Below are 25,606 nucleotides of genomic sequence, written 5' to 3'. Positions count from 1 at the left end.
GAAATTATTTCAGGCTTAAAATGAAGATTTTCACAATCTATATTTTAGATGAAAAACAAATTATATCTTTTCTTGTTTTTTTACGATTATTGCGTGTTTTTATTCTTAGTTATGACCAACTCCATCAATAAAACTTTATCAAATGAACATACACTTGCTGCAAGTGAAGCTCGTTTCAGAGCGCTAGTCAACGCTACTTCTGATGTCATTTATAGCATGAGTGCAGATTGGCAAGTGATGCGGGAACTTAACGGCCGTGGTTTTTTAAAGGACGCTCATGAGCCTACAATTGATTGGAAGGCTGACAATATCCATCCGGAGGATATGGAAAATGTAAAAACCGCCATAGCTGATGCCATACGGGAAAAGAAAATATTTCAATTGGAACATCAGGTAATAAGGGCTGATGGCACGCCTGGCTGGACATTTTCAAGAGCGGTTCCAATAATGGATGACCAGGGTGAGATCATGGAATGGTTCGGTACAGCCAGTGATATTACTGAACGTAAAAAAGCTGAAGAAGCCTTAAGAGAATCCAGGGCGCAATCTGACCAGCAAAAAAGAGTTTATGAAACAATTACATCAGGTACCCCTGATTTGATGTATGTTTTTGATCTTGATTACCGTTTCACTTATGCAAATAGTGCACTACTTTCTATGTGGGGTAAAACCTGGGAAACTGCCATTGGAAAAGGGTTATTAGAAAATGGGTACGAACCATGGCATGCTGAGATGCATGAAAAGGAAATCGATCAGATTAAAGCGACCAAACAACCCATTCGTGGTGAAGTATCTTTTCCACACGCTACTTTAGGCAGACGGGTTTATGACTACATTTTAACACCGGTACTTAATGAGCAAGGTGAGGTAGAAGCTGTAGCCGGAACCACACGGGATGTTACCGAACGTAAGCAATGGGAGGACACGTTAGAAAAAAGCGCCAAAGAGTTACAAACTATTAACGAACAGATGGCTGCGACTAACGAGGAAATGGCCGCTACCAATGAGGAAATGGCTGCTACCAATGAAGAAATCGCTGCCTCTAACGAAGAATTGCTGGCAATGAATGAAGAACTGGCCTTTGTTAATCAGGAACTTGTTATGGCCCAGCAAAAAATTGAGGAAAGTGAACTGGCCTTTCGTTTAGCAGTTAATGCTGCTAATTTTGGTACCTGGTTTATCCACTCAGTTACACGCGAATTCATTACCGATGCCCGTTTAAAGGAATTGTTTGGATATCATCCTGAGCAATCGCTTTCTATTGAGCAGGCGTTGGCACAGATTCCCGAAGAATACCGTAGTTATGTAGCGACAAAGCTGGAGAATGCTATTTATAATAACGGTGATTATGACGTCACCTACCCTGTGATCGGACTGAATGACAAACGGTTGCGCTGGCTACGGGCGATAGGAAACTTAAAAGTTGATCCATCAGGTGCATTTTCAGCTTTTACTGGTGTGGTTATGGATATCACAGAACAGCACCTGGCAGCCGCAGAAATTAAACGTGCAGAAGAAAATCTTCGCATAGCGATTGATGCTGCCGGACTGGGTACTTTTTATATCAATGCTAAAGATCGCTCTCTTGTGGTCTCACCAAAGTTAAAGGAGTTCTTTGGATTTTATCCAGATGAAGAATTTTCTTATGAGGCAGCTATTAACCAGATTCATCCTGATTATCGGCAAGAAGTTGCAGATCACGTGGAATCTGCTTTCACTAAAGGTACCCGGTTTGACACTGAGCACCCCATCATTGGTTACCACGATGGTAAAATTCGCTGGGTACGTGGAATTGGTGAGATGCAGCATAGCGAAGGTGGAGATTATTTTACGGGTATCCTTCATGAAATTACGGAGAAAAAACAAGATGAAATACGCAAGAATGATTTCATAGGAATGGTCAGCCACGAATTAAAAACGCCGCTCACTTCAATAAAAGGTTACATGCAGCTATTGCTTATCAAGCTGACAAAACGGGAAGATGAGTTTATTATAAACGCCTTGGAGAAAGCAAATGCCCAGGTAACCAAGATGACGGGTATGATTAATGGATTTTTGAATATTTCCAGGTTAGAGTCTGGTAAAATACATATAGATCGCCAGAACTTTGATCTTGCTTTGCTCCTCAAAGAATCAGAAGAGGAATCTTTAGCAACCATTTTAAGCCATAAAGTAATATTTGACCCAATTGAAACGGCCATTTTAAGTGCCGACCGGGATAAGATCGGACAGGTAATTCATAACCTGATCAGTAATGCCGTAAAATACTCTACTCAGGGTAGTATAATTAACGTTACCTGCTCCATAGCTAATGGTACTGCGAAAATCAGTGTAAAAGACCATGGAATGGGTATTAAACCGGAAGACATTGCTAAAATATTTGACCGGTATTATCGTGTGGAGGGAAACCATATGTATTCGATTTCTGGCTTTGGAATTGGCTTATATCTTTGCGCGGAAATCATTCATCGGCATCATGGTCAGATATGGTGTGAAAGTGAATTCGGCAAAGGCTCTACATTTAGTTTCAGCTTGCCACTACCATAGGATAATTTTAAAGCCGTATGGCGCTTAAGGGATAACAATTTTTAAAGAATAAGATTTACTACTCGTCCAGCAAAATCCAAACCGGGGCATGATCACTGGAATGTGGCCAGCCACGCACATCACGGTCTACCCCGGCACCATTTAAACGCGCAGCCAATGCCGGATTCAATAGAAAGTGATCCAGCCTTAATCCCGCATCTCTCCCATAGGCATTACGAAAGTAATCCCAGAAGGTATAAATCTTTTGTTCAGGATATAAATGGCGAATCGCATCTTTCCAGCCAGTGTCCAGAAGTGCAGCAAATAATCTACGCGACTCTGGACGGAACAGCACATTTTTAAGATACTTTTCAGGTTTATAAGTATCAATTTCTGCAGGAATTATATTATAATCTCCAATCAGCGCTACCGGCAAATCAAAACCCTGAAGTTTTTTAGCATGCGCAGATAAACGTTCAATCCATTGCAGCTTATAGTCGAATTTCGGGCCAGGGAAAGGATTACCGTTAGGCAGATATAAGCAGCCTATTACCACTCCATTGATAAAAGCCTCAATATAGCGGCTTTGTAAATCGTGCGAATCTCCATCCAATCCTCGCCGTGTTTCCTTTATTTCTCCATATTTGGAAAGGATCGCCACCCCATTCCAGCTTTTTTCACCATGCCATATGGCATGATATCCTGCTTTTAACAAAGTCTGTTCTGGAAATCTGTTTTCGGGGGCCTTTAATTCCTGTAAACAAACAACATCCGGCGCAGCAACTTCCAGCCAGCGTAACAATACCGGTAAACGTCCATTAATCCCATTAATATTATAGGTGGCAATTTTCATGATGAGCCCTTAATTATAGCATTTGATATAGCTCATGCAACAGATTGACTGGGTAAATGTTTCGCCAAATTTTAAAAACCTTATCATTTTCATCTTGTTATAACCGTCTAATCAACCTTTTGAGATATGCTGACTATCATTCCAAATTTACCCGATCATGTATTTGGCGTGCGCGCTAGTGACCAGGTCACCCAAGATGACTTGAAGCAGGTATTACTACCTGGGTTGGAGGCATTAAGTGCACGCTATAAAGAAATTTATTATCTATTGGTACTGGAAACAAATGTGCAGAATTTTACTGCCGGAGCTTGGATACAAGACCTGATTGCAGGGGTCAAACACCTCACCCAATGGAAAAAAATGGCCATTGTAACCGACCAGAAGGCTGTTGAAAAATTCACAGATATTTTCAGTTACGTAAGCCCTGGAGAAGCTAAAGGCTACGAGCTGTCAGAATTACCCCAGGCAATTGACTGGTTAAGTGTCAAAGAATCTTAATAACTATTAAACCTAAATTTTATGAACTATAGAAAACTCATTAAAGGTGTAATATACGGCCAACAAGATCATAATCTAAGTGCCTTTGCACTGCTGGCCGGACTTGCAGCAGGTGCTGCCATAGCCGTATTATTTGCACCCAGATCTGGACGTGAATCCAGAAAATTACTAGCGAACACATTTAACGCTGCAAAACAGGAGGAACACCACCAAGAATTGAAAGATCAGTTAATGGATGATCTGCGCGAAACCAACCGCGAGCATGCTGATCAGTTACAGGGGCCAAAAAATAAACGAAAAGATACGACACAAATTAAGGTTCCTTCGGCAGGTACGACAGCCTGGAAAAAACAAACTGTAAAAGAGTAGAGATCAAAGCTGGCTAAGGTATTAGCCAGCTCACCTTTTTAACATCGAAAATCAGATATATGACGACAAGAACCTACCCTTCTTCGGCCAGCTCCTTTACCTTTTGCAGCGCTAATGGCCAGGTTTCTTCCATATAATCTACATATTCGTCATTCATATCCAGATTCACGCGCCACAACGTCTGATTTCCATTCACAGCTTCAAACGTGTAATTCTCCAAAGCATCTCCCCAATCTTCGCCCTGGTAAGTAGTTGGATCTTCAACCCCATTCTTCACTTCACCAAGATGATGAATGGATAAAAACTTTCCAGGAATGCTTTCCACGATCTCGGAAACCATACCATTCCCCTTACCGTCCCCAAAAATTGCTTTACTTCCTTTCTTCCAATCTGTTTGCACGGTTGAACCGGCAGCAAAAACCGAGGTCCATAAATCGTACGTATCTTTTCCAATAATCACATCCCATACTTTTTCTGGCAGGGCATTAATTGTAATACTAAATTCCATCTTTTTCATAGCCTGTTTCTTTTTTCTAAAGTTAACACTCTGTTAAAGATCTATAAGGGGCAATAACGCCATTATCAGGTGCAATTCACGACAAATGCATAAAGCCCTGCCAATATCACGTGAGCAGGGCTTTATCTTTAAACTTACCATATTCAGGTTAAGCTTACTGTATCCGGGTTCAGCATACGGTATCCAGGGAAATATTCAGGAATATCTATCTTAATCCGCGTTTTTCTTCAACCATTCCAATCTTCGCTGATCAGCTAATTGCTTTACTGAAAAACCTTCAAATTTCGCGTTGAAACCATTTCCATCAGGACTAGCTGCCATAAATCCAACCATTACAGGTTTATTATCCTGTAAATAGGCATTGCGCAACATCACATATGTTTTATCATCGTAAGAATAAAATATCTCCACAGCATCAAGCCTTCTTACCGCTTTTATCCAGACAAATTCTGGTGTTTTATCTAATGTGGTTACACTCCAATCACTCGTTTTATGCGTTACCACAGTACTTAAATTGTATTTACCATCTACAAATTCGATTCCTGCTTTGATATAATTTTCATGATCAGTACGTAACATTAATCCCATTTGATCGAACCGGACTTTATAGTTTCCGGAAATTTTCACCTTAGCTTCAAATTCTCCACCATAGGTGCTGTAATAGAAAGGAGCATCATCAACGGTAAAGCCGTAATGTGAAATTCTCCAGTAATCACTTTGAGGGGTTACAGACATGGTCAGTGCGTTGTTTTTAATTTCCCACTTTTGCGGCTCATTAAACCACTGCATCTTTTCCAAAGTCTGAGCAAATCCCGTTTGCGCGATTACGAATGTAATGATGCATAAAATAATTTTCTTCATTTGTTGTTTTGAGTTAATAACCATACGTTATATTTACCTACAAATGTAAAATCCAGTGGACGGCTCTCCAATGCTGATTAATAACCATATTTAAATGAATATCATCAATACCCTCAATGAAAAACTATTAAAACAACCTTTTGGAGAAGCGCATAATAAAGCCGCAAACCTTGCTCAATACCAGTATATGGCCTTGATGTATTCCCAAATAGAAAATTCGTTGGCTGTATTAAGTGATATGGAGGCTAATAAAAGTTATATTTATAATGGAAGAGTAGCGAAGGAACTGGGTTTTAATGAAAATGCGCAAGCGAAAGAAATAAATTCCATTTGGGAAGATGATATTTTCAACAAGATCCATCCGGATGACCTTGTTGAAAAACACCTGCTGGAGCTTCAGTTCTTCAACTTATTAAAAAACATACCCATCGCTGAAAGATCCGATTACCATGTTAAAAGCAAAATCCGGATGCGCAACAAAGATGAGAATTACAGCGCTGTAGAACACCGCATGTTTTATGTATGCAGCTCTTCAAATGGCAGTCTGTGGCTAGCGCTTTGTCTTTATAACTTATCTTATGATGAATCTGTAGCAACAACGGGTGTAATTCTCAATTCTGCTACTGGTGTTACGCTTAAACCTGATCAAAAAGAGTATAACAAAATACTATCCGTTCGTGAAAAAGAAATATTAAAGCTGATCAGAAAAGGCAAAATGAGCAAAGAACTAGCTGATCTGTTATCTATCAGCGTGAATACAGTGAACAGGCACCGTCAGAACATCTTAGAAAAGCTACGGGTCAGTAACTCGCTGGAAGCATGCCGCATCGCAGAAAGAATGAACCTGATCTGATGAGCCTGAGCTGATTAATTTGCTCTTTTTCTCTCCTCTTCACTCGCTGTAGTACGTTTACGTGCCGCTGCTACACTTTTACCTAATTTATAAGAGAAACTTACTGTAAATGCGCGTGTGTCATTTTTCTGATAAATACCATTATTCTGTCCTCCGTTATTGATTAAAATCCGGTATGGGTTACTATAAAGCAAATCAGCAGCGCTAAATTTAATTGTTCCTTGTTTGTTGAATACCTGTTTACTGATACCAGCACTTAAATCATAAGTTTGAGCAATTCGTAATGTCCCCTGCTGTACCGGGCTATTATACCAGGCACTCACTTCTGCTTTCAAACCGCTATTTTTATCAATTGTAAATGCATGATCACTTCTGAGGTAAAAATAAAACTGGCGGTAATTATAAGTATTTCCTGGTTGATCTGAATTTTGCGTCCTTAAATACCCTTGTGCAGTATTATTGATTTCCCACCAGGAAAAAGGATGATGAACGGAAGAAAGTTCTGTACCAAGATCTCTGATACTTCCTATATTCCGCTGTGTATCATAAAAGGTTTTATTGACATTATCCTGAACAGTCACATTACTCGCCAGGTCATCTATTTGTGTATACACTGCTGAGAAAGTATAATTCTGGTGTAAAGTATAACTCAACTGGAAGCTATTGATAATAGCAGGCTTCAGGAATGGATTGCCGCTCCAGTAATTATATGGGCTTGAATAACTTTTTGCAGGATTGAGCTGCCTGTAATCCGGCCTGTCTATTCTTTTTGAATAGTTAAAACCAAACTCACTATTTTCTGAGGCTTTATAAGTCACAAATACGGTAGGAAATATCCGCAGATATTTGTTGACATTGATAGAATCCAGAGAGCTTGACAGACCCTTAGTTGTAGTATATTCTGCACGGATCCCTCCTTTAAAATCCCATTTACCAAAAGCTCCGTTTATACTGGTATAACCCGCAGCTGTATTTTCAGTATATTTAAACTGGTCACTTTTGGATGAATCCAGTATCGGGGCAATCCCAGCAGTATTATAGAAATCAAACTGGTTTTCACTCACTGTACTGGTATATTTAATGCCGGATTCCATGGACCATATTTTACCCAGCTTGTATTCATAATCTAGCTGCCCAGACCATATATTTATCTTTTGAGTAGCCGGGAATGAAGTATGGTAAGGCGCAGAGGCTAGACTTCCATCCGGCAAATACGTAAGGTTATTCAGATATTGAGTATTGTTGCGGGTATAAGGTGCATAATCCAGGTCTACATTCAGGCTCCTGCCAGAACTATCTAATTTTGCTTTATAATTCAGGTTAAAACTGTATTGATTTAAATGTCCTGCGCTGGTGCTATTGGTGTTGAGTACAGAATCAGGATAAACACGGTAATTGTTATAAATATTGGTCAGCGATGTACTGCTGCCGGTATTTGCAGAATTATTACCGGTAATCAGCACGCCTACCACCTGATTATCGGTCAGGTTATAGTCTGCACCAGCCGTATAATTATTTACTTTACTCCCATTTATATTGATTTTGTTCATATCCCAATAAGCATAGGAAGCTGGCGTCTGAAAAATAGTGTATTGACTTAAATTTCGTTGGAGATCTCTGTCAGCATAACTATAAGTGCCAAAGATATTCAGTTTATTTTTGCGGTAATTAAACATTCCGCCACCGGTATACCGGTTTAATTGTCCACGGGTATAACCGCCGTTTAAGGTGGCATTAAATCCATCCGATTTTATTTTCTTAGAGACGATCTCAATCACTGCTCCTCCTTGCGCCTCATATTTGGAAGAAGGATTTGGCATCACTTCTATTTTTGAAATTTGATCGGAAGGAATACTTTGCAGGTAAGCTGCCAGATCATCACCTGATAATCTTATCGGTTTTCCATCCATATAAACCGTAACTCCTTTATTATTTGCTGTGACTCCCCCATCACTCGCAGTCCTTACGCCCGGAGCCTTCCCTAAAGCGTCCCATGCGGTACCGCCACTAGCCATAATGCTGTTTTCTACATTAAAGACAACACGGTCTATTTTTCGTTCAACAGTTGGTTTGGTAAAAGTTATCGCAACCTCTTTCAGCTGCTTGCTGTCATTCAGCAGCGTTAGGTTGAGACTATCTTTTGGTAAGCTGAAGGTACGTAATAGTGGTTTGTAACCTATCAGTGAAACTGAAAGCTGATAAGGTGACTGGTTAAGATTAGTCAGCGTAAATTTACCCAGATCAGCCAGCTGGCTAGTGATTACCTGTCCCTGCTGTGAAATTGTTATCGTTGCCGCATCCAGCGGTCTACCTTGTTCATCCTTAACAATTCCACTTAATTTTTGCTGAGCAGAAAGTTGAAAAGGAAGCAACAATAATAACATATAAAGTATATTTTTCATGAGTATATATTTGTTTGTTAAATGGTTATGAAGCTTTCCTGATTTTATAATCATCTCGTTAGGTGAGCCGAAAAACCAGGAAGGTTTCATCTTATTAAATCATACCACAAACCTACCTGGCTGCTTCCTAAACGGAAGTTAAGTTGAGTTAAATAGAGTTAAATCGTATCTTAATGGGACCGAAGCAGATAAATTATGAGGAACTTCACCCTATGAAATGGCTCAAAGCAAAATATACTTATATACTAATCGTGCTTTCACTTCTATTAAGCACCGGGCTCCAGGTGGTCTGGTTGCAGCAACTTTTTGAGGCGCAGCAAAAACAACTCAAAGATGAAATAGAAAGTTTGGTGAGCCGAACGGCACAAACGAATATGTATTACAGTCTGACTATATTTAAAGACCCCGGTAATCTGCTGCTGGCGAAACAACTCTTTCTTTCCCCGCAATGGGAACAATTACGACTGGCATTTGATAATATGAAAATCCCGGGTATGCATACTTCTACCAGTATCATTGTTGATGAAGACAGCACAGCAGTTACCATGGGTCTGAACTTAAAGGAAAATTTCAAAGATAAACATAGAAGACCCGTGGTAACCAGTACAGGAAAAAATCCGGAACAACTCAGATTAACTGATAGCCTGTCCCTGGTAAAAATGAAAAAGAGTCTGAATGCCAGTTTAAAGAAAATTGGAATCAACTCCAAAGCTTATTACAACATCTATTCTTATAATGCAAAAATATTTAAGAGCGACGTCCCAAAGGACTTCAAACCAGCATTTACCAGCAGGAGTTATCTCTATAATATTCAGGATATCTACAGATGTCAACTGAACCTGGGTAGCATTAATTCCGTAGTATGGTACCGGATGCGGTATTATTTAGCGTCTTCCATTCTCATGATCCTGCTTACCTGCACTGCTTTCTATTTTATAATCAAACTGTTACGCAGTCAGCAGTTATATGCGGCTGCAAAATCAGATTTCACCAGTAACATGACCCATGAGCTCAAAACGCCTATTGCAACCGTACTGGTTGCCATGGAATCTATCAAAAAATACAACCTGATCAATAATCCGGAAACGCTCCAAAATTACCTTGACATCAGTCAGCACGAAATGCGGCGTTTAGATCTGATGGTTGAAAAAGCCTTAAATAGCAATAATGAGACTGAAGCAGAACAACTACTTAACCTGGAATTATATGATGTACAATCCGGACTGCAACAAGTGATCAACTCTATGCAGTTGCAATTGCAAAGCAGCGGGGCAAATATCCAGTTCAATCTTTTAGAAGAACCTTGTTTTGTCTATGGCGACCCGGTCCATCTGACCAATATATTTTATAACCTGATTGATAATGCTTTCAAGTATTCAGGGAATAATCTGTTTTTAGAAATCAATTGTAAATATGACTCCGGGAAAGTAACCTTAAGTTTCAAAGATAATGGACCGGGTATTGACAAAATCTATCATAAAAAAGTATTTGAAAGATTCTTCCGGGTTCCTGCAAAAGGCGATACACATGATACCAAAGGGTCTGGTTTAGGACTTCATTATGTCAAACAAATCGTAGAAAAACATGGGGGAACTATCAAAGTTAAAAGCGAGCCCGGAAATGGAACTAATTTTATCATCACCTTACCGATAGCCTCATGAGTTTAAAAGTATTATATGTAGAGGATGAGCCTTTTTTATCGCACATTGTGAGCGATGGATTAAAAAGCAGTGGTTATACTGTTCAGGTTGTTGGAGATGGAAACCTGGTAATGGATGCGTATTTTTCCTTTAAACCTGATATCTGTATTCTGGATATCATGCTGCCCTCAAAAGATGGTTATACGCTGGCTAAAGAACTCAGGGCGACCCAGCCAGACCTGCCAATTATCTTTTTAAGTGCGAAATTACTCCCGGCAGATGTGGTCAGGGGTTTTAAATCTGGTGGCAATGACTACCTCAAAAAGCCGTTCAGCATGGAAGAATTATTAGTGAGAATGGAGGCTTTGCTACAACGTTTCGGAAAAGATACTATTGGGGAGCCCGTCGAAAATAATAAGGTTTATTCTTTTGCAAATTGCAAGCTGGATACCATTTCGCAAAAGTTAAGCACCTCATTGGGAGAACATTCCCTTTCTTTCAAAGAATGTGCCTTATTGGAGATGATGATTCTGCGGAAAAACGATGTATTGGAGCGTCAGGAGGCACTGATCAAGATCTGGGGAGATGACAATTATTATAATACCAGAAGTATGGATGTTTTTATGACGCATTTAAGAAAATTACTGAAGGATGAACCAGGTGTTCAAATCATGAATTTAAGAAGTATTGGTTATAAATTGATCTGTTAACTTAATTGTGAGGGCTAAATTACCAATTCCCTCACAAAACCCTTACCTTGCAAGGCTCCATTAAAAACCGGAGTTAATATAGAAAGATGGCACAGCAAAAGATTCACGTATGGGCAGGCACCACAGATAAGACTGAAGAACAGTTTGATAAATATTTTGATCAGTCTAAATTCATCAAAGACAATTCAGACCTTAATCAGCGCAGCCAGTTCGGTAAAGATCTGAACCTGGAAAAAGCCTATGATGAAGACTGGATTACCGTTTACCATAGCAGAAAAAGGATCAGTATCCAGAGCGCTATTGAAGAGCTACCAATTTGGGATGACCAGTTAGAGGTAGCAATCTACCAGGCCGGCGTAAAAAAAGGACTTCCATTAGTCAATGCAATCATTAGTTACGCAGATGACGAATTGACTATAGAAAAACCACTAAACAGCTATAATAACCTGGTTTATCTGGGCAGCTTTACTAACCCTTCTTAAGTTAAGGATTAGAAGTCAGGGGCTAAAAGTTAAGGATTAGAGCCTATCCTAAGCTTCCGCCTTAAACATTGATTTGCATTCAATAAACTTGTCAATCATTCCCGAAGGATTATTTTCGTCAAATTCATCAAAGCCAATGATGAAAGCAGGTGGTGGCATAAAAAATTTAATCGCTGCATTTACTTGTTCTACGTAAGCTGTGGCATTGCCTTTTGTTGCCATACCTGAATTAATCTCTTTATCCCAGTTTAATTCCGGGTGACTGGATTCCGGTAGACTGGAGTCCGGGTGGCTGGCTGAAACCAGAAATGGGATTATAAACGGAACATATTTGCTGAAAACAGGATTTTCAGCATTTGTTAACCTCGTATCAGGCCATACATGCATGTCTTTAAGAATAGGTGAAGTATCAACTCCATAAATAGCAGCTGCAGTACTGATATTATTGAATACTTCACCTTTATTTTCGTTGATATATAATTTAATATATGCCGCTGCCCAAACAGTTGTCCCTTTTGGGTTTACAATAAAGTATGGATGATAAGAATTCGTAATAGCCGCGCCTCCAATCTGTCCGATTACTAATTTATAGAGCGCGTTGAACTGATCAAAATCAGCTGAAACCTGGTTGGGTTGATCTGTAAATCCATAGAGGTAATAAAACTTAAAATCGCTTAGTGATGGCAATTCTCCATTATCATCTTCATTCGTAGTATTTATCGGTTCTTTCTTTTTGAATAGATTTAATATCCCCATAGGTTAAATTCTGCTAACTGTTATATCAAATATAGGCAGAATTTAGAAACCAGAGTATCAAGTCCTTCTTTGCAAGAACGGACTACTTCAGCTTAAAGAATGAGGTACATCTTTCACTGGTTTACCATGTTCGATTTAGCATTAAAATAGCTAATTTGAAAAAAAATTGATCAGCGCTAAATTTTCTTCCCCAACTTAATGCACCATAGTTCGATTGCCCCTGCTAAACTTTCTGGCCCTGATCATCTGAGGGCACTTGCAATTACCTTAGTTTTCTTTTATCATTACCAGAATTTCGCACATCCGGACTGGCCGGAAGAAATCATTGGCCTGGGATGGATTGGTGTTGACTTGTTTTTTGTTTTGAGTGGTTTTCTGATTGCCGGACAAATTTTCAGGGGAATCAGCAAAGGAAGAGCTTTATCTTTAAATGAATTCTTTATCAAACGGACTTTCAGAATCATTCCCGCATATCTGTTTGTTTTGATACTTTACCTGGCTATCCCAGCTATTCGTGAAAGGGCACAACTTGCTCCAATCTGGCAACATCTCACTTTTACTTTAAACCTGGATCTTGATCTGAGAAAAACCGGCACCTTTACACATGCCTGGTCTTTGTGCATAGAAGAGCAATTTTACTTCATATTACCATTGATAGTACTGTTGATCCAATACTTTAAACTTGGCAAAAAATCTATATATATTTTCATAGGCTTTTTTATCTTAGGCTTTGCGCTCAGGTTATGGAGCTGGAATCAGTTGGTAGCACCACATTTAACCAGCGATGGTTTTTTATTTGTATGGTACAAGTATATATACTATCCAACTTATAACCGGCTGGATGGCTTATTAACAGGCGTAGGAATTGCAGCAATATTTACTTTTTATCCACTGGCTTATCAAAGAATAAATGAATATGCAAACTGGCTGCTCCTATCTGGTCTGCTCCTTTTGTTAAGCGCCTGTTTTATCTGCATTAATCCGCATAGTTTTAACAGTTCTATTTTTGGCTTTCCTCTTATATCGCTGGCTTTCGGCGCTATAGTAGCTTCAGCTGTGTGCCCGAATTGTTTGCTTTATAAATTTAAATCAAAATTCACTTTTCATCTGGCAGCATTATCCTATTCAATTTACCTGGTTCATAAGATCACGATCCATATGACTCAAAATCTATTGGAGCAGGCTGGACTAGAAAAAGACAGTAGCTTAACACTGATTTTGTGTATTGGAACGTCCCTTTTAGGTGCTGTTATTCTGAGATATTGCGTGGAGCTGCCATTTCTCAGGATAAAAGATAAAATATTAGCCAGTTCTTAAGTGCAGGCTATATCATTTTTGCTATTATTTATAATAAAAAACTCATTTATTCTTTTGAATTCATAATATAACTTACTTATTTTTAATCAGATACTCCGCAATAAAAGCTAGTAATAGAAAGAAATCTCTATTGCTTTCCTATGCTTTTTCCTACCCGGATAACTCAATATTACATTGATTATCTCTGATTATTTAACCTATCAAAATTATAAGTATGAACGTTAAAAAATAGGTCGCTCTTAATCATCTTGATACTTTAATTACTATTCCCAATTTATGCCGGATCCCAAAAATAACGTTTGCGGATTGGGGAAGAGATGATGATTATCGTAATAAGAATTTCTTTTATCAAAAACAATTCGCAAAGGGTAATGGCCGCGCTTTTGCTGGATATTTACTTCCGGCTTATAAAGATTACTATTCGGATACGCTGATTCTGGATAAGGCTCCTTTATATTCCCAATTGTATCCACTGGCTAACCGCATCTTAAGCTTCACAGGGGATGGGGCTTCACCTATTTTAAGAAAAATTGGTAAGGAAATAGACAGCGTTTATTTAAATGGTAAAAAATAAGTTTTGATGTACTTATGAAACCACGCAATTTTCCAGCTTTATAAGCTGCACTATTGCGTGGTTTTTAAAAAATATACTATTTTTAAATTATGCTGTCCTATTCTCTGCTCGATACATTGAAAACAACACTGCAAAAAAGCAAAGTAGAAAAACTGGCTTCAATTGCAGCAGAACAAACCTTTTCGGTACGAGAACTCATAGATATAACTTTTCATCAAGACGAACAAATCGCTTTCAGAGCTGCCTGGATTTTAGAAAACATATTTTCTTTACACCAGGACAGGTTTTTACCTTATGCCAGCTATTTTCTGGTCAAATTTCCAGCCCAAAACAACCTTTCAGCACGCAGACATTACAGTAAAATTCTGGCTCTGATGACAAAAAAAAATGCATCAGCTGCTTTAAAAGAGTTGCTGGCTAATTATGATACGGAATCTCTGGTGAATACAGTCTTCAGCTGGCTGATAGACGAAAAAGTACCGGTAGCCATTAAATCACACTGCCTGAACATCTTAGCTAATCTCCACACCAAGCATAGCTGGATTAAAGAAGAACTTATTCAGACCATGGATTTCCTGGTTGATAAAGAAAGTATTGGATTTTATGCAAAAGTGAAACAGATCAGAAAGCAGTTGAAATAAGTCCATTCTTTACAGTTTAAACTAGCTTTCTTTATTATTTTTAGTTTGTCCGGCTATTTCAGTTTGCCCGGTTATTCTCAGTTTGCCCGGCTATTCTCAGTTTGCCCTGTCTGTTTATTCTGATAAACAGTATTTTTCACCCCCCCGAAGGTATAACTTGCAATTAGCCTGAAATAATTGGTATTAAGCGTCCTGTCAAAATAGATAACTGTCTGGCCTACTTCATAGTTTCCGGCAGTATTTGATTTGTGAAAAATATCATTTGCAATCAATCTTCCTTTCAGTGTGTTATGGAAGAAGTTCTTTTCCAACCCTAAAGTTATCGTAGATCTGTTTTTGTTATAATAGAGGCCATAATACCGGTCACCTAGATACCAGGCAAGTACTTGAACTTTAAACAGGTCACGTATATTAAAAGTATTATTTGAATACAAATATACCTGAGGTCTTGGGGTTACAGTTACAAAAGAAAACTCATGGTCAATCGATTTGCTGTAACTCAAATTAACCGTATTTACCGTTGTCCACCATTTAGTATTAAAGGATGCCGACAGCGCGGTAAAAAAGGTATGATCCCGGTCCAGGTTTATTCCTTTCAGGACATAGCTATTTGGTTTTTCGCCTCTTAAAGCCGCTGCACTCAGTGGGTTTAAAGTATAATTATAACCCACTTTCCAATCAAAAGTTTTATAATTGGCTCCTACCTCAAAAGCATGCACTTTTTCTGGAGTCAGCTTAGGGTTACCTTCTATAGTCGTAAATGGATCCTGATAGATTACAAAAGGATTCAATGCCTGATAACGAGGCCTTGTTATTTTTGAGCTATAAGCGGCACGCAGTTTAAGTTCTTCCGAGATGTTTTTCTGGATGAATAAATTAGGAAAAACATTAAAGTAGCTGTTCTCAACCAATTGCCCTGCTCCCACTGTAGTTTTTAAACTATAGCTTGTCCATTCTCCCCTGATACCAAACCCAAATTTCGTCTGGTTATCAATAGCATCGCTATAATTAAGGTAAGCAGCTGGTATACGCTCTGTATAATTGAAATCACTGGATAAATCCTGAGCCAACTTAAAATCCCCTTCATTTTCAGCAATCAGAAATTTCGTGCCTGATGAGGTATAGGCATAGCTGAATTTAGTTCCCGCCTCTAGTTTGCGGTTCGCATTGAATACCTTTATATAATCTGCCTGCGTGCTTGAAATAGTGATTTGGTGCTGCACATCATTCTTTAGAAGTCTGTAAATATTGTTGTCATTCACCCTATTGGCTTCCGAAATCAGATCATGAATAGTCGTGTTAAAGCGTGAGTACTGGCTTCCCATAAAAAAGGATGATCCCGTTGTATCGAGTATTTTATTATAATTTAAAGTCAGCGAATGGTTAAGCCTTACCTCATCTTTTGCAAGATTGCTACTGTAAAAACTAGTCGCCTGATTTGTAGTGATCGTATTTTCACTCTGCTGAGTTCCACCTAAATCTTCCAGATTGCCGCTATATCCCAGCGAAATATATTGCCTTGGATCCTTATTATATTGAATGCCAAAACCATAGTTTGAAAAGTTGTTGTATTTACGTTTCCAGTCTGTTGTTAATTCAGATCTTAAATAATCTTCCTGAGCTGGCCTGGTTCTGGTTGTATACAAGATTTCCCTGTTGTTCCCAATTAAAAGCCCATAATTACCAGTCATAGAAAGTTTGCCTTTAGTATAAACTAAGTCCAGTAAGGTATTCGAATCAGCGCCAGCAAATTCTGACGCACTTACCTGCTGGCTGGCAGAGCCAAATAGCCCCTGCGTGGTATTAGATTTCATCACAATATTAATCACAGCTTTTCCTTCTGCATCATATTTAGAAGAAGGGTTCGAAATGATCTCCACCCTCAAGATTTGCGAGATCGGAATGGAAGCCATTCTTTCAGTAGTGATTTGCCTGCCATTCAGATAAATAATAGCATCTCCTTTACCAAACACCGAAATCCTCCCTTCGTTCACGATCACATTCGGAGCTCTCGATAAGATTTCATTGACCGAACTACTGCCGGCTAAGATAGTACTGGCCACATTGACCTCAACATTTCCATTAGGATTTGACCTTACTAAAGGCGTCTGGCTCCTGATCTGCACCTCATTCAGCTGCATTTTAGCTTCTCTGATGATAATACTACCCAGGTTAATGAGCGCCTGTCCTTGATATTTAACGTGTATAATAGTGTCGGCAAATAATAATGAGGTCAATTTCAGCAGGATTTCTTTGTGCTGTATACCTGAAATTTCAAAACCACCATTGTAAAAACTGGTTACTTTAATCAGCGTAGAATCGGGAACAGTTAACATGGATACATTCCCCATTAATGATTCTTGATTTACATTTTTAACATAACCTGAAATTCCAGTGATATGCTGGGCTTCAAGCCTTGACGGAAGAAAATTAAGTGCAGTAAAACTAACTGCAAAAAGAAAAAAGAGCTTCATGGATTTTTAACGATTGAATTTGGTTTCAAGGCGAAAGTCCAAAAGAAATCGTATCCAGAGGTATTGTAAACAGGAATCAGGAGTACGGATTTATAAATCCATACTGAGTGTGTTATCGTTTCAAGTTGTTTTGCTGATAATTTAAGGGGGTGGTATTGGTTTGTTTTTTGAAAGCAGCAAAGAAAGTAGATTTAGAGTTAAACCCGACTTCATAACCAACGGATTCAAGGGTAAGCCGATCATCAGTACTGATAATTTTACAGGCTTCTTTTATCCTGAACTCATTGACGAATGTGGTGAAGTTTTTGCCTAGATTATCATTTAATAGCTGTGATAACTGGTGACTGGAAACATTGATTCCTTTGGATAAGTCGCTTAGTTTTAAGTCAGGATTTTTATAAACTTCGTTTTCAGTCATTACTTTTTCGAGCTTTCTGATCAAAACTTCTGCATCAGCTTCGTTTACTCTTTTAACGGGGGTTTTATTGGACGTCAACAGAAATAAATCGTCTGTTTTCTTTCGATATAAAATGACAGAAATAACCAGGTACAGGATAAATGAGAAAACAACAGCTCCACTGATATAAGAGGTAAAAGGTGCATTTATTATGGCAAGGAAGTAGAAAACAAAGATAATCGCATTGCTGACAAATATCATCAGAAGCCAGGTTTCAGGTGCAGTCATCGAGGATTCTTTCAGCATTAGTTTTTTAAACATTCCCTTCAGCAAAAACCCGGAATTGACTAAATAAATGAGCCATTGCGCATAAATAACCCAGACAAAATAACTCCAGAGCTGCGGGTAATCCTGATATGGAAATCTTATCCCGACTATCAGAATGAGTGCAAATAATAGGGAAAGACTCCAAATCCAACTACGTTTGAGCATACTGACCTCTTCAATAGCAGACTTCAGGAAATAATAAAGAAAAGGACCAATGAAAAAACAAGCAGAAAGACCTGCTTGCAGATAAATTTTAGGAAGACTGCCATTAAAATGCAACATAACAGATTTTCCGACCCGCACGCTCAGAACAAATAATAAAGCACCCAGAAAATAATTAGTAAGGTATTTTTTCCTGGTAAAAAAGAAAAAATAGACGCCCAAAATAAGGGCGTTAAAAGTACCCAAAGCACTAAAAAAGAATAAGAGTTCTTTACTAACGTTCATATCAGATTATTTATTCTTCAGCTTCAAACGAGCAGGTATCAAAAACAATACTGCAAGTTTCAAAAACATAACAAGTATCAAGAACGATAAAACTACACGATTTTATTAATATACTCCTCAAATAAATTACCGTTATTATACTTCCTGATTTTCTGATTAGCAAAAAAGACAAGAGGACGCTTAAATTTTTCAGTTTTAACTAAAATGTGTAATTGATAAAACAGGGAATATTAAAATTAAATTTTATATTTTTAATTGAAAATCACAATATTTCCTTTAAAATCATATACCCACCAATATCTATGAGGAAGATTTTACCTGGTAAATAATTGGATTTCATTGAATAGTTTAAATCAGATAATTTAGTCAGACAAATTTATGGTAGGTTTTTTAAAAAACATCTTTTCCGCTAAAGAGATAAAAGAGAGTGATCAGGAAGAGCGTGATTTCAAAAGTGTATATATACTATTGAAACTTTGGATAAAAGATATGTGGAACAAGCTTATGATAATGATCTCAAATTATATGATGACAGTATAAAAATGATTGAAAGCTATTTCACGGATAACAAGCTGGAAAAAAATATAGCATCGCCTGTGAACCATCCATTAAATTTAGATCAGGTAATAGATGATGGTATAGGGTTTATAAATTATGGTAAGGCATTTCGGCTTCGGGACAATGAAGCCATCCAGTTTTTAGCATTTGCATTTAATGATTTCCTGATCAGGAACCTTAATTTTAAACTCTATTTAGATAAAGAACCCGAATTTCCCTTGAGAACTATGGTGCTAAAATATGACCAGGATGGAATTGTCCTCTTACTTTATCCATTTGAATACACATTAAAGGTCGTCAGCAATGAATCATCATTTGACAAATTATATAACAAAGTAAAAAATAAGCTGGAAGGGACTCCCCCTATCAGTGAGAATCCCGGTAATTTTATCGGATAGCATGAGTAATTCATTCACAACGAAAATTGATTGAAAACGAATCCGTTCAGGCTAAGCTTGAAATCCGTTCCGGCAGATCTTAAGATCTGCTCAGGCTAAACCTTGAAATCTGCTCAGGCTAACCTTGAACTGTTGCCAGTAAATCATGCGGATAGCCTAAAGAAACAGCGCTGAGTTGATCGAGTTGAGTGAACTGAGCCTGACTTAATTGAATAGAGGCAGCTTTTATACTATCATTGATATGATGAATTGTACGTGCACCAACGATTGGGAAATTACCCTTTGATAAAACCCAGGCCAAAGCTACCTGACCAGGTTCCACATGAAGTTCTGCTGCAATTATAAAAAGTTGATCTAATATTGTTTTCGTAGTCTCCTCTTCCTGGTAAGCCGAAGCTTGATTAAGATTTATCCGCCCTGTCTCTCCTTTGCGATATTTTCCTGTCAATAAGCCGCCAGCTAATGGTGAATACAGCATTGTACCTAAACCAATTTGTGCAGCCATGGGGATGAGTTCACGGTCAGCGGTGCGCTGCAATAAGTTGTATTCAACCTGTATGGCAGTTAAATGTGTTGAACTTGCAATTGCAGAAGCCTTCCAGGCGGGAAAGTTTGCCAAGCCTGTATATAGCACCTTTCCAGAATTGACCAGATCTTCCAGCCCTCTCACAATTTCATCTAAAGGCGTTACACCATCATCAAAATGTGGCATATAAATATCAATATAATCTGTTTTCAACCGTTTCAAACTAGATTCTATAGCTTGTCTCATTGACTTACGGTGATTTCCGGAATTGCTAATGGCAGGATTAGCTTCACTACTTCGCGTATATTTTGTACAAATTATAAAGTCACTGCGTTGATGTTCAATAAATTTCCCTACCACCTCTTCAGCCTCACCAAGCTGATAGGTGTCGGCAATGTCTATCATATTTCCACCGGCGTCTGTATAGGATGTTAAAATTTGCCTGGCATCTTCCGTATTTGCCCCATACCCTTTTCGTGTTCCAAACATGGAGGCACCCAATATGATTTCACTGGCATATAAACCTGTTGTTCCAAATAACTTATACTTCATGATCTTGATTTTATAATATAATTAAGCTGATTTAATATTGTAAAATTGGCTATACAGACTATAGTATACAAGTACGGCTAAATTCAGCTATACCAGATATTATATTCGTATGACCTATATTTGATCTTTAAATCAATTTGCTGTGTATAAAAAAAAGATACCACTTTCACTGGATTGCGGATTACACTTGTTCATGCAAGTCATCAATGGGAAATGGAAACTCAATCTGATCTGGTGCATTTATTCAGGTATTAAACGCCCCGGTGAATTGCAAAGAAAGATGCCCAAAGCATCACGGAGAGTTTTAGATACACAACTGAAACAACTAACGGATCATGGTATAATTTCCAAAATCACATACAATGAGCTTCCTTTAAAGGTAGAGTATGAATTAACTCCTTTGGGTAAAAGCTTAATACCTGCAATTAGCCTCACCGCCCAGTGGGGAGAAGATCATCGTGCAGAATTAGAAGATTTGATCAGGTTACAGGAATAGGCTCAATCAATTGTTTAATCCAAATTAGTTAACATGATTATTAGTTAACCGCACCTAAAGCGATTAAGTGATCAAAACCTTCTCTATTTTTAAAAGATTTTGCACGCTGCAGCGTCGTCATCCCCACAGATTCCGCATTAATATCCGCCCCTTTGCTGATCAGGTATTCAAAAATGTCTCGTTTCCCCCAACCTCCAAGATAAGCCAGTGCATTCAAAGGTACTTCTGCCCCACTCTCAACCAGATATTTGATCAATGATACGTTTTCAGTATCAAAAGCCTGGGTTAAAATAGTTTGATTTGAATAAAAACCCATTTGCCAATGCTCTTCTATATAGCCTCTGTTAACCTCTGCACCTTCCTCCACTGCCTGCTGAACTTTATCCATGTTGTTGTTTGTTACTCCGTCATTTAACATTTGCTGAAGTCTTATCGCCTTATTCAATGGAAAAGCAATTTGTTCCCAGCTTAATTGATCTTTTGATAGCAGTATTTCATTTAGTTTATCTTTAATTTTACCTCCAGTTTTATAAACCGGCATTAAAGTATAGATTGTGATAATTTCATCTGCATCATTCCGGCCTTCCTCTTGCTTAGTATTTTTATCCCAGTTGTAGTTAACAAGAACTAAACCTTCAATTTCCTGATCCCATGAAAGCTTGTTCCAGGGTGCCTTGTTTTGATCAAAAAAAAGACCTTCAGCGATTTGAAATACTGACTTTTTACGTTCCATTTTTACAGTGATTTCTTTTAACAAGTCAACTATAAAAGTTTCTTCTATGAACTGAGAAGAAGCAAAACGCCTCAATTCCCATTCTTTTGGTAAACAGAGGCACAATTCTATATTTTGAAATTCAAAAAGCCCCGTAGTAAATACTAGTTTGAGGTGAGTACCATTTACTTCGCATTGATTGACATAAATTTCATGTTGAGCACTTAAACCAATTGTTGGCGTTGCGATTAATTTTCCTGCTGTACTGGCAAAGAATCTGCTGATCGGATCGATTTCCCTAGCTTCCAGATTATATATATATTCTTTCCGGCTTATCTTCAAAGCTTTATCCATTCTCATGAGATTTTAAATATCGGTTATAATCAATGCGGAAGATAACTAAATAAATATATTACCAGATAGCTTAAACATTATTCTTTTACTACAAAAGCAAAAGATTCTTTTTGTAGTAAGTAAGCAGCTTTAGAAACCATATAAATACGTATTAATGCATATGATTAGGCTAATAATTTATAAAAAATTTTTATGTTTGTTATCTAATACAAAAGATATGAAAGATAACACAATAACAGCCCTTTTAGGTTTTTTCTACATTGGAGTATGGGTATTTATTACTTTGGGAGTTTTATATTGTTCATAGTTATATAACATTACTGGCTATTAAACTTATAGCAATACTTGATTATCCTTGCAGATTTATGTTTGCAGGGATTTTTTATGTCTATGAAATCCGGATGTAACATAAATCGTTAATGCTGGTCTTATGCTATATCCCCTATTTATTGATGGGATGCGACTAAATTAACCTCTTTTACAAAATGAACTTTAAACAGCTTACAGCAACATTTTTAATTTCCGGGATGCTGGTCCCTGCTTTGTCTAAGGCACAAAATTCTGATCAACCAGATAGTATTGATGTATTTGTCGCACAAAAAATGCAGCAACTACACATTCCTGCTTTACAACTGGCAGTAGTTCGTTACGGACAATTGATCAAACAAAAAACTTATGGAACTGCGAATCTGGAAAATTCCATTCCTGCAACGGATCAAAGTATATTCTCTATTAACTCCATCACCAAAGCTTTTACAGGAGTTGCAGTGATGCAATTGGCCGAAGAAGGTAAGCTGAAAATTACCGATCCTATTTCACTTTATATAGATAGCCTGCCTGCTTCCTGGCAGAAAATAACTTTGCAGCAGGTATTAACCCATACCTCGGGCTTACCAGATATTCTCGATGACAATGAACAGGTATTGGAAAATGCAAATGAGTACCGTGCATGGGAGAAAGTTAAAACATTACCTATGGAATTTAATACTGGTGAAAAGTTCAGTTATAACCAGACTGGTTATGTTATTCTTGGAAAAATCATTACTAAACTAAGTGGCGTACATTTCACAAAGTTTATTGAAGAAAGGCAGTTTAAAGTTGCTGGAATGCAGTTAACAAGATTTGGCGATTCTTATGATGTAGTTCAAAACTCAGCAGGCGCTTATACGATGAAGAAATTTGTTAACGGCCGGATGGTTAGAGGTAACAGTCCCGGTACTGCATATATACAGTTTCCTCTGTTTTTCAGAACAGCCGCAGGAATCTTATCGACTTCAAAAGACATGGCACATTGGCTTATCGCGCTGCAAGATGGCAAACTATTAAAAGATAAGAAAAGTATAGATGCATTGTGGACACCAGCAGTATTAAATAATGGAAAAATTGGTGGATTTGATCAGCTGACTAATGGTTATGCACTTGGATGGCCAACAGTGACCAGAGCGGAACATCCTGCTGTTGGCCCGGTAGGTGGTGGCAGATCTGCCTTGTTTGTTTATTTAAAGGATGATCTATCTATAGTGGTATTGACTAATTTAATGGGTGCTAATCCGGAAAGATTTATTGATGAAATAGGCGCATACTATGTTCCGGACATGCACGAAACAAATGGTTTTGGTTTACCTCCGGTTATTCAAAAGTTAAGGATAGCGCTTCTTAAGCAAGGTTTCGATAAATCGGTTGCTGTCGTAGCTGAACTCAAAAAGAAAGATTCAACTTTTTCTCCAGGTGAGAATGACCTGAATGGCTGGGGATATAAACTGTTAAGTCAAAAAGAAATGAGTAAGGCTTTATCAATTTTTAAATTGAATACTATACTTTATCCGGAAAGTGCAAATGCGCATGATAGTCTGGGAGAAATGCTGGAAATCACGGGTGATTATAAAGCAGCTGTGCTGAGCTATAAAAAATCATTTGCTTTGAACCCTAAAAATGCGAATGCCTCAAATCGTATCAAAGCGCTTTCAGGTAGTTAAACAAATAGCTGAACAGGAAGTTAAACAGGGGCTAATTAGCTATTTGGAATCACTGAGCCTCACATTACTGTGAGGCTTTGCTTATCTGTTATGCGGGGCTTTGCTTATTTATTATGTGGAGCTTTGCTTATTTAGTTTCTTCACAATCCATGGCAAGCTTAATCCTTGTCCAATCAGTGTAAAAAGTACTACGGCCACTGAAATAAATATAATGGCGTTGCGCTGGGGAAAAGGGCTTCCATCAGCTAAGGTCACAGGTAAACCAATCGCGATGGCAAGCGATACGATGCCCCGCATACCCGACCAGCTGATAATTAAACTGGTATTAAAATCCAGCAATGCTTGTTCAGTGACCCCGCGTTTTTGTTTCTGAAATGCCTTTTGAAGGTTAATTTGTTGCAGAAATACCCTGACCATACGAAACAATAAAGCACCGATAGTAATGATAAATGCGTAACCAACATAAGAAGGAATCAAATCGTGGTCAATATTTTTCATAATATAGGGCAATTCCAAACCGATCAAAATGAAAATCAAACCATTCAGCAGGAAAATGATAATATCCCAGATTGATTTGGATTGCGTCTTTAATTTCTCCGGAAACACTTTATTGCTGAACCTGGAAATTCCCAGGCCTAATACAACAACGGCTATCACACCCGAAACATGCAATTCTTCTGCTGTCCGGTAAGTTAAAAATGGCATAAGCAACATAAAACTGATGGAGACCATCGTATTGTCTTTCACCAATTTGAGTATATAGGCCAATATTTGCCCCATAATCATTCCGATTAAAAACCCTCCGGCCATCAGGAGCACGAATTCCAGTGAAGCTTTCCAGAATACAAAAACAGATCCTGTCACAGCTGCAACGGCAAACCTGTAGGCAACTAATGCTGATGCGTCATTTACCAGGCTCTCCCCTTCTAAAATAGTATTCGTTTTATGAGATAAACCAAGACCTTTGGTAATGCTCATTGCAGCTACTGCGTCTGTTGCGGAGAGAATTGCACCCAGGACAAAAGAAAGTGGCCAGCTCATTCCTGGAATTAAATAATGTGCAATGACCGCAATTCCGGAGGCAGTGATAAAGACAAGCGAAACTGCCAAAGTCGAAATAGTATGAATATTTGTTTTAAACTCTTTGAAGGAGATGTTAAATGCAGCATCATACAATAGCGGCGGCAGAAAGATCAGGAAAACAATATTAGGGCTGAGCTCAATATTTGGCAGGCCGGGGATAAAACCGACAGCTATACCGGCAATGATTAATAGTACAGGATATGGCAGCCGGATCTTATCAGCAATTGCAGATAAACCGATCATCAAGGCCATAATAAAAATGACGATACTGTAATTTTCCAATTTTATAGTTTAAAGCGTTATTTTC

At 38.2% G+C, this 25,606-nt stretch carries 22 protein-coding genes; 12 read left to right on the top strand and 10 right to left on the bottom strand.

Translation table 11 applies throughout. The features are described 5' to 3' along the window. Positions 1-48 precede the first annotated feature (48 nt). Entirely contained in the window at positions 49-2,547 is a 2,499-nt protein-coding gene (locus ABIB30_RS21705; RefSeq protein WP_354305146.1) for a PAS domain S-box protein, read from the top strand. A gap of 58 nt (positions 2,548-2,605) precedes the next feature. On the opposite strand, the gene xth is transcribed toward ABIB30_RS21705, so the two are convergent. Beyond that, on the bottom strand, positions 2,606-3,379 hold the full coding sequence (xth, locus tag ABIB30_RS21700) for an exodeoxyribonuclease III (protein WP_354305145.1): 774 nt from the start codon (positions 3,377-3,379) through the stop codon (positions 2,606-2,608). A gap of 126 nt (positions 3,380-3,505) precedes the next feature. Here xth and ABIB30_RS21695 point away from each other — a divergent pair, with 126 nt between their 5' ends. Further along, positions 3,506-3,877: a SpoIIAA family protein gene (locus ABIB30_RS21695; protein WP_354305144.1), complete on the top strand. Its 372-nt coding sequence runs from the start codon at positions 3,506-3,508 to the stop codon at positions 3,875-3,877. A 21-nt stretch (positions 3,878-3,898) separates the two neighbouring features. Further along, a complete protein-coding gene (locus ABIB30_RS21690; RefSeq protein WP_354305143.1) occupies positions 3,899-4,246 on the top strand; it encodes a YtxH domain-containing protein in 348 nt (115 codons plus the stop codon). A gap of 73 nt (positions 4,247-4,319) precedes the next feature. Here ABIB30_RS21690 and ABIB30_RS21685 read toward each other — a convergent pair whose 3' ends face one another. Then, positions 4,320-4,763 (bottom strand): SRPBCC domain-containing protein, encoded by a 444-nt coding sequence (locus ABIB30_RS21685; RefSeq protein ID WP_354305142.1) that lies wholly within the window; start codon positions 4,761-4,763, stop codon positions 4,320-4,322. 210 nt (positions 4,764-4,973) lie between these two features. Next, positions 4,974-5,624 (bottom strand): DUF1349 domain-containing protein, encoded by a 651-nt coding sequence (locus tag ABIB30_RS21680; RefSeq protein ID WP_354305141.1) that lies wholly within the window; start codon positions 5,622-5,624, stop codon positions 4,974-4,976. A gap of 94 nt (positions 5,625-5,718) precedes the next feature. On the opposite strand from ABIB30_RS21680, the gene ABIB30_RS21675 reads away from it, so the two are divergent. After that, positions 5,719-6,477, top strand: coding sequence for a response regulator transcription factor (locus ABIB30_RS21675; protein ID WP_354305140.1), 759 nt, complete (start codon positions 5,719-5,721; stop codon positions 6,475-6,477). Positions 6,478-6,491: 14 nt separating this feature from the next. On the opposite strand, the gene ABIB30_RS21670 is transcribed toward ABIB30_RS21675, so the two are convergent. After that, a complete protein-coding gene (locus ABIB30_RS21670; RefSeq protein WP_354305138.1) occupies positions 6,492-8,879 on the bottom strand; it encodes a TonB-dependent receptor in 2,388 nt (795 codons plus the stop codon). Positions 8,880-9,052: 173 nt separating this feature from the next. On the opposite strand from ABIB30_RS21670, the gene ABIB30_RS21665 reads away from it, so the two are divergent. The 3 genes from ABIB30_RS21665 (at position 9,053) to ABIB30_RS21655 (ending at position 11,711) form a co-directional block, all read left to right on the top strand. Next, on the top strand, positions 9,053-10,540 hold the full coding sequence (locus ABIB30_RS21665) for a sensor histidine kinase (RefSeq protein WP_354305137.1): 1,488 nt from the start codon (positions 9,053-9,055) through the stop codon (positions 10,538-10,540). Continuing rightward, positions 10,537-11,229: a response regulator transcription factor gene (locus ABIB30_RS21660; RefSeq protein WP_354305136.1), complete on the top strand. Its 693-nt coding sequence runs from the start codon at positions 10,537-10,539 to the stop codon at positions 11,227-11,229. The genes ABIB30_RS21665 and ABIB30_RS21660 overlap by 4 nt, the downstream gene beginning before the upstream one ends. Positions 11,230-11,315: 86 nt before the next feature. Next, a complete protein-coding gene (locus ABIB30_RS21655; RefSeq protein ID WP_354305135.1) occupies positions 11,316-11,711 on the top strand; it encodes an immunity 22 family protein in 396 nt (131 codons plus the stop codon). Between the two features lie 48 nt (positions 11,712-11,759). Here the strand turns inward: ABIB30_RS21655 and ABIB30_RS21650 are convergent, their stop codons facing one another. Beyond that, complete coding sequence (locus ABIB30_RS21650) at positions 11,760-12,467, bottom strand: hypothetical protein (protein WP_354305134.1); 708 nt, start codon at positions 12,465-12,467, stop codon at positions 11,760-11,762. A gap of 198 nt (positions 12,468-12,665) precedes the next feature. Here ABIB30_RS21650 and ABIB30_RS21645 point away from each other — a divergent pair, with 198 nt between their 5' ends. Both ABIB30_RS21645 and ABIB30_RS21640 read left to right on the top strand, forming a co-directional pair. Beyond that, entirely contained in the window at positions 12,666-13,784 is a 1,119-nt protein-coding gene (locus ABIB30_RS21645; RefSeq protein ID WP_354305133.1) for an acyltransferase family protein, read from the top strand. Positions 13,785-14,447: 663 nt separating this feature from the next. Continuing rightward, positions 14,448-14,999, top strand: a complete 552-nt coding sequence (locus ABIB30_RS21640) for a HEAT-like fold family protein (RefSeq protein ID WP_354305132.1) — start codon at positions 14,448-14,450, stop codon at positions 14,997-14,999. A 77-nt stretch (positions 15,000-15,076) separates the two neighbouring features. On the opposite strand, the gene ABIB30_RS21635 is transcribed toward ABIB30_RS21640, so the two are convergent. Continuing rightward, on the bottom strand, positions 15,077-17,473 hold the full coding sequence (locus tag ABIB30_RS21635) for a TonB-dependent receptor domain-containing protein (protein WP_354305131.1): 2,397 nt from the start codon (positions 17,471-17,473) through the stop codon (positions 15,077-15,079). 112 nt (positions 17,474-17,585) lie between these two features. Beyond that, the gene (locus ABIB30_RS21630; RefSeq protein ID WP_354305130.1) at positions 17,586-18,644 is read right to left on the bottom strand and encodes a helix-turn-helix domain-containing protein; all 1,059 of its coding nucleotides are present in this window, start codon (positions 18,642-18,644) and stop codon (positions 17,586-17,588) included. Positions 18,645-19,120: 476 nt separating this feature from the next. On the opposite strand from ABIB30_RS21630, the gene ABIB30_RS21625 reads away from it, so the two are divergent. Further along, the gene (locus ABIB30_RS21625) at positions 19,121-19,600 is read left to right on the top strand and encodes a hypothetical protein (RefSeq protein WP_354305129.1); all 480 of its coding nucleotides are present in this window, start codon (positions 19,121-19,123) and stop codon (positions 19,598-19,600) included. A gap of 118 nt (positions 19,601-19,718) precedes the next feature. Here ABIB30_RS21625 and ABIB30_RS21620 read toward each other — a convergent pair whose 3' ends face one another. Then, positions 19,719-20,678, bottom strand: a complete 960-nt coding sequence (locus ABIB30_RS21620) for an aldo/keto reductase (protein WP_354305128.1) — start codon at positions 20,676-20,678, stop codon at positions 19,719-19,721. 142 nt (positions 20,679-20,820) lie between these two features. Here ABIB30_RS21620 and ABIB30_RS21615 point away from each other — a divergent pair, with 142 nt between their 5' ends. Then, positions 20,821-21,174 (top strand): winged helix-turn-helix transcriptional regulator, encoded by a 354-nt coding sequence (locus ABIB30_RS21615; protein ID WP_354305127.1) that lies wholly within the window; start codon positions 20,821-20,823, stop codon positions 21,172-21,174. 40 nt (positions 21,175-21,214) lie between these two features. Here ABIB30_RS21615 and ABIB30_RS21610 read toward each other — a convergent pair whose 3' ends face one another. After that, entirely contained in the window at positions 21,215-22,246 is a 1,032-nt protein-coding gene (locus tag ABIB30_RS21610; protein ID WP_354305126.1) for an ankyrin repeat domain-containing protein, read from the bottom strand. 479 nt (positions 22,247-22,725) lie between these two features. Between ABIB30_RS21610 and ABIB30_RS21605 the strand changes: the two genes are divergently transcribed. Then, positions 22,726-24,216 (top strand): serine hydrolase, encoded by a 1,491-nt coding sequence (locus ABIB30_RS21605; protein WP_354305125.1) that lies wholly within the window; start codon positions 22,726-22,728, stop codon positions 24,214-24,216. A 111-nt stretch (positions 24,217-24,327) separates the two neighbouring features. Here ABIB30_RS21605 and ABIB30_RS21600 read toward each other — a convergent pair whose 3' ends face one another. Further along, complete coding sequence (locus ABIB30_RS21600; protein ID WP_354305124.1) at positions 24,328-25,581, bottom strand: Na+/H+ antiporter; 1,254 nt, start codon at positions 25,579-25,581, stop codon at positions 24,328-24,330. Positions 25,582-25,606 lie beyond the last annotated feature (25 nt).

Origin of the sequence: Pedobacter sp. UYP1 (assembly GCF_040547305.1) — a bacterium.
Taxonomy (GTDB): Bacteria; Bacteroidota; Bacteroidia; order Sphingobacteriales; family Sphingobacteriaceae; genus Pedobacter.
Note: the sequence above shows the minus strand (reverse complement) of the source record. Positions and strands in the feature narration are given on the sequence as shown.

Coding starts and splice junctions, on each gene's coding strand:
- ABIB30_RS21705 (WP_354305146.1), top strand. CDS start 49: ATGAAAAACAAATTATATCTTTTCTTGTTTTTTTACGATTATTGCGTG.
- xth (WP_354305145.1), bottom strand. CDS start 3,379: ATGAAAATTGCCACCTATAATATTAATGGGATTAATGGACGTTTACCG.
- ABIB30_RS21695 (WP_354305144.1), top strand. CDS start 3,506: ATGCTGACTATCATTCCAAATTTACCCGATCATGTATTTGGCGTGCGC.
- ABIB30_RS21690 (WP_354305143.1), top strand. CDS start 3,899: ATGAACTATAGAAAACTCATTAAAGGTGTAATATACGGCCAACAAGAT.
- ABIB30_RS21685 (WP_354305142.1), bottom strand. CDS start 4,763: ATGAAAAAGATGGAATTTAGTATTACAATTAATGCCCTGCCAGAAAAA.
- ABIB30_RS21680 (WP_354305141.1), bottom strand. CDS start 5,624: ATGAAGAAAATTATTTTATGCATCATTACATTCGTAATCGCGCAAACG.
- ABIB30_RS21675 (WP_354305140.1), top strand. CDS start 5,719: ATGAATATCATCAATACCCTCAATGAAAAACTATTAAAACAACCTTTT.
- ABIB30_RS21670 (WP_354305138.1), bottom strand. CDS start 8,879: ATGAAAAATATACTTTATATGTTATTATTGTTGCTTCCTTTTCAACTT.
- ABIB30_RS21665 (WP_354305137.1), top strand. CDS start 9,053: ATGGGACCGAAGCAGATAAATTATGAGGAACTTCACCCTATGAAATGG.
- ABIB30_RS21660 (WP_354305136.1), top strand. CDS start 10,537: ATGAGTTTAAAAGTATTATATGTAGAGGATGAGCCTTTTTTATCGCAC.
- ABIB30_RS21655 (WP_354305135.1), top strand. CDS start 11,316: ATGGCACAGCAAAAGATTCACGTATGGGCAGGCACCACAGATAAGACT.
- ABIB30_RS21650 (WP_354305134.1), bottom strand. CDS start 12,467: ATGGGGATATTAAATCTATTCAAAAAGAAAGAACCGATAAATACTACG.
- ABIB30_RS21645 (WP_354305133.1), top strand. CDS start 12,666: ATGCACCATAGTTCGATTGCCCCTGCTAAACTTTCTGGCCCTGATCAT.
- ABIB30_RS21640 (WP_354305132.1), top strand. CDS start 14,448: ATGCTGTCCTATTCTCTGCTCGATACATTGAAAACAACACTGCAAAAA.
- ABIB30_RS21635 (WP_354305131.1), bottom strand. CDS start 17,473: ATGAAGCTCTTTTTTCTTTTTGCAGTTAGTTTTACTGCACTTAATTTT.
- ABIB30_RS21630 (WP_354305130.1), bottom strand. CDS start 18,644: ATGAACGTTAGTAAAGAACTCTTATTCTTTTTTAGTGCTTTGGGTACT.
- ABIB30_RS21620 (WP_354305128.1), bottom strand. CDS start 20,678: ATGAAGTATAAGTTATTTGGAACAACAGGTTTATATGCCAGTGAAATC.
- ABIB30_RS21610 (WP_354305126.1), bottom strand. CDS start 22,246: ATGAGAATGGATAAAGCTTTGAAGATAAGCCGGAAAGAATATATATAT.
- ABIB30_RS21605 (WP_354305125.1), top strand. CDS start 22,726: ATGAACTTTAAACAGCTTACAGCAACATTTTTAATTTCCGGGATGCTG.